This window comes from Magnetovibrio blakemorei, from assembly GCF_001746755.1.
GTDB lineage: Bacteria > Pseudomonadota > Alphaproteobacteria > Rhodospirillales > Magnetovibrionaceae > Magnetovibrio > Magnetovibrio blakemorei.
On sequence record NZ_MCGG01000058.1, the window covers coordinates 1 to 3,896 of the forward strand.

Annotated in this window: 4 protein-coding genes; 1 reads left to right on the forward strand and 3 read right to left on the reverse strand. The window is 47.2% G+C overall.

Annotated elements, in window-relative coordinates; translation table 11 throughout:
• Positions 1-174 precede the first annotated feature (174 nt).
• Complete coding sequence (locus BEN30_RS14595) at positions 175-1,458, reverse strand: response regulator (RefSeq protein WP_069959072.1); 1,284 nt, start codon at positions 1,456-1,458, stop codon at positions 175-177.
• 218 nt (positions 1,459-1,676) lie between these two features.
• Positions 1,677-2,720, reverse strand: a complete 1,044-nt coding sequence (locus BEN30_RS14600) for an IS5 family transposase (RefSeq protein ID WP_069959075.1) — start codon at positions 2,718-2,720, stop codon at positions 1,677-1,679.
• 256 nt (positions 2,721-2,976) lie between these two features.
• On the opposite strand from BEN30_RS14600, the gene BEN30_RS14605 reads away from it, so the two are divergent.
• Positions 2,977-3,468 carry a transposase gene (locus BEN30_RS14605; RefSeq protein WP_084005612.1) on the forward strand — a complete coding sequence of 164 codons (492 nt, stop codon included), beginning with the start codon at positions 2,977-2,979 and terminating at the stop codon, positions 3,466-3,468.
• Positions 3,469-3,485: 17 nt separating this feature from the next.
• Here the strand turns inward: BEN30_RS14605 and BEN30_RS14610 are convergent.
• Positions 3,486-3,896: transposase (locus BEN30_RS14610; RefSeq protein WP_170827049.1), on the reverse strand; the 411-nt coding region annotated here is incomplete at its 5' end.

Here is a 3,896-nt window from a genome sequence, read left to right on the forward strand (position 1 = left end):
GTAATTAGCATCAATGGACTTCAAGTCAATCTCGCCGTGTCTAATGGCTTGGAGTATATGGCGACCATATTTTTGTCATTGGTGTGATCATCGCACCGCTTACGATAAATCTCGAAGGTGCTGTCTACTTATTCCTCTTGATAAAATTTAATCCGTACATTTAGCTGCACTAATCTATTGTGGACAAATTGAATCCACGAGTATCTCACCTTTGGATTTCAAGCGAATCCAAACTCTACTTTCTGTATTTAATGTATTAATAATACTATCCGCCATATTAGGGCAGGCTAGTTCCGCAGTTCGCATTTTGTTCATTTTGCTTTGAACTTTAATACCATGCAGATCAATCGCATTATCAATTTCAACAATAACTAAAAATTTCACTTCCGTTTTTGACCACATCATTATTTTTTTAGAAATCAAAATATCTTTTAAGATCCAGTTGCGCGTTGTAGATACATCTGCAAAAGGGTTGTCGTTATAAAATGCAGTAAGCGCTAAAAGTTGCAAATTCGGATCGTAATCAGTTTTATTAAACAAAAAATGAGCGCTCCCGAATACTCCTAAAATTAAAATTGCGCCGGTAACGACATGCTTGAGTAACCATAAATTAATTAAACTTTTTATAAAATGAGATGGACTTTGTTTATGATATTTTTTGTTAATATGCATATTATGAGGGACAGGAAGCTTTGGGCGATTTATTTTTTCCATAGCTAGTGCAAATTCGCCTGGCATATGAGACAATTTTGATAGCTGTGCTTCAGATGATTGTTTGTCAATAGGCGTTTCTGTATTTACTTCTGAATTAATTTCTTCATCATTATTGTGTAATTGTTGTTCTCCAAAAGCAATCGTTTCTGACATTTCTTCTGGGCCGCCTAAGTCACATGTAGGATCTTCGGGGCTGTCGTTTATTGAAGCTAATGCGCCCTCAGATTCAACCATATCTTTCAGTTCAGTTAAATTTTGAGGATCCGTTGCACTTAGACTTAGATCAGCTTGCACATCTGACTGCGACTCGTGTTCCCATTTGACTACAGGCTCTGGCGTTTGATGAAGTTCTTCTAATGGCTGTAAATCTAAGAAGTTTCTTATGCGTATATTAAGTTCATCAAAGGGCGTGGTCTTCTCCAGAAAATCCAGGGCCCCCATCTTCAGGGCCTGGAGTTTAACATTGTCATCTGAAGCAGCAGTGTAGATAATAATACGAGACCCTTTCATAAGCCCCTGATGTGCAAGCTCCTGCAGTGTATCTATACCATTCATGACTGGCATCATCAGATCCAAAATAACTAAGGCAGGTCGATGCACTGCAATAAGAGCAATAGCTTCTTTGCCATTACCGGCTTCCAAAATATCGTATTCGTCAAACAGGCGTCTTAACTGACGAACCAGTGGTTTTCTGATTTGTTTAATGTCATCATCTACGACCAAAATTGTTTGTTTAAATTTCATTGTCTTTCCGATTACTCAGTGATGCTTGGACATCGATGTAAATTTAGAAGCCTTGCTGTCATTCTTTAGGGCACCTCGAACAATACCCTGTTGACCGAAAGTTAGGCCATTTAACGCCCGTCGAAAAGTTTTTTGACATAAAATCTCAGGGTTTTACACCACCCTGCGGGGCAATTGCTCTGTGACCCCTCCGCATCAGGCGGGTCACCCCTGAATCCTTAAGGAGATGCGGTCGCCAGACGCTCCAACTGAACCAAACGGCGCATGTTGTAGCTAAGGTTTTTGAGGCCGATCCGTGCCTTAGCGCGAACCAGTCCAATGCTGCGCACCAGCGTTCCACCCATATCGTTGCTTTGTGCGCCAAAAATATGTTCCACGCGCACCCGAACTTTTGAACGTGTATTGTTACCTTTCTCCTCCCGCTTGGTCAGAGATTTGTTGCGGCGGCCCTTGCGATGGATACGGCTCGTCAGGCCCTTGCCCGCCAGCATCGATTCAATTTCTGCCGAGCGATAAGCGCTGTCGGCCCATACATCGGATGCGGTGTTGTTCGCGTCGAGAATGGCCTCTACGACTTGGCTGTCATGCACCGAAGCATCCGTCACATGGTAACGACGCACCAGCTTATGCCGACGGTCAACATTGATGTGGTTCTTGTAACCATAATGGCTTTTGCCATGTTTTTTGGTCCACCGCGCATCCACATCTTTCTGGCAGCGCTTGGCGGGTTTGCTGGCCCAGTCTTCTGGTGTCTCACCAGCTTTGATCGTTGTATTTTCATCCCGGCTGTTGTGCTGGGTCGGAACGGAGACGATGGAGGCGTCAATGATTTGACCACCCATCGCCAGGTATCCCTGGTCCTTCAAATAGTCATCAAAGTCCGCGAACAACGCATCAATCACACCAACCTCTGCAAGCTGATCTCGGTACAGCCACACCGTCTTGGCATCAGGGACCTTGCCCTCAAGACCTAAGCCTAAAAACCGCATGAACGAGAGACGGTCGCGGATTTGATATTCGACCTGATCGTCGGACAAGTTGTAAAGCGAACACAGCACGATCACCTTAAACATCATCACCGCATCCAAGGGTTTGCGACCGGCAGATGATTTACGGGCCTCGGGTGGTTTGCGCCATGCCGCCTCAAGACGCGGACGGAAATTCTCCCACGGAACCACGGCGTCAATTTTGACAAGCGGGTCGTTTTTGGCATCCAATCCAGCATACCGATTGGCGATGTCAAAAAATCCCAGTTGGCTCATGTTCATCATCCCAAATCCCGAAAATCACGCTAAGGGGATTCTATCAGACCTTGTCAGGTGAGGGGGTATTTATAGAGGTGCCCTTTACTTCTATAAAATCAGACCATAACTTCTCAGGGCATTGTTCATGTAACCTGACGTCTGGAAATTCATTTGGAGTTTGTGCTTCGTGCCCCACCGGGGGCATGCCCCCGGTGGGGAGATCCGTTATTTTGTTATTCCATGAAAGCAACCAAACCACCATGGAGGTTACAAAATGCGGCAACAACACGATACAGACATAGAACAATTGATGGAACAGATAATTTCGAACGGGGCAGAGGATATGGCATCGGTGTTTGCCGGGCTGTTTGATCTGGCCATGCGCATTGAGCGCGAGCAGTTTCTGCAGGCCGGACATTATGAGCGGTCTGCCGGACGGCGCGGCTACGCCAACGGCTACAAAACCAAAATGCTTGATACCCCGGCGGGCACCCTGCACCTCAATGTGCCCAAGACGGCGGGCCTCTCGGAGGATTGCGGCGAGCCGTTCTATCCCCAGTCTCTGGAACGAGGGCGACGCTCCAGTCGTGCTGTCATGTTAGCCGTTGCTGAAATGTACATCAAAGGTGTCTCAACCCGTGATGCCGAGGCCGTCATGAAAGAGTTCGGTATTGAGAGCCTGTCCAGCACACAAGTTAGTCGGGCAACAAAATTGCTGGATGACGAGTTGTCTGCTTGGCGCAATCGACCTTTGGGCGAAATATAGTTCGCCCTGAACAATGCCTAAGCCATTGATGTTTGGTATCGGATCATAAGTCGGGAAGTATCCGTTTTTACTATTTTGACTGTCTTTTCTGTCACGCTCATGATCCAGGCAAGCCAAAATGCCAGGGCGTTGAGGATCAGGCGCATGTTGTGGCCTGCGGCAACCAGCAGAGCGTTGATGGCGTCGCCAGTTTGGCCTTTTAGGAAGTTTCGATCAAGCCTGCCATCGGTTTTCATATGCCCGATGGTCGCCTCGATGGCCGATCTTCGTTTCAACTCACGCTTCATTTGGGGGCTCAATCCGCGCTTGTGTCCGGACAGCATGACCGAGGCCTCGCCCTCGTAATTATGGCCGCGATAGCCCCTATCGGCATAAATCCGCTCGGGATCGACACCAGTCATTTGCGCGGCCTGGGCGACGGTGTCGGA

Coding starts and splice junctions, on each gene's coding strand:
- BEN30_RS14595 (WP_069959072.1), bottom strand. CDS start 1,458: ATGAAATTTAAACAAACAATTTTGGTCGTAGATGATGACATTAAACAA.
- BEN30_RS14600 (WP_069959075.1), bottom strand. CDS start 2,720: ATGAGCCAACTGGGATTTTTTGACATCGCCAATCGGTATGCTGGATTG.
- BEN30_RS14605 (WP_084005612.1), top strand. CDS start 2,977: ATGCGGCAACAACACGATACAGACATAGAACAATTGATGGAACAGATA.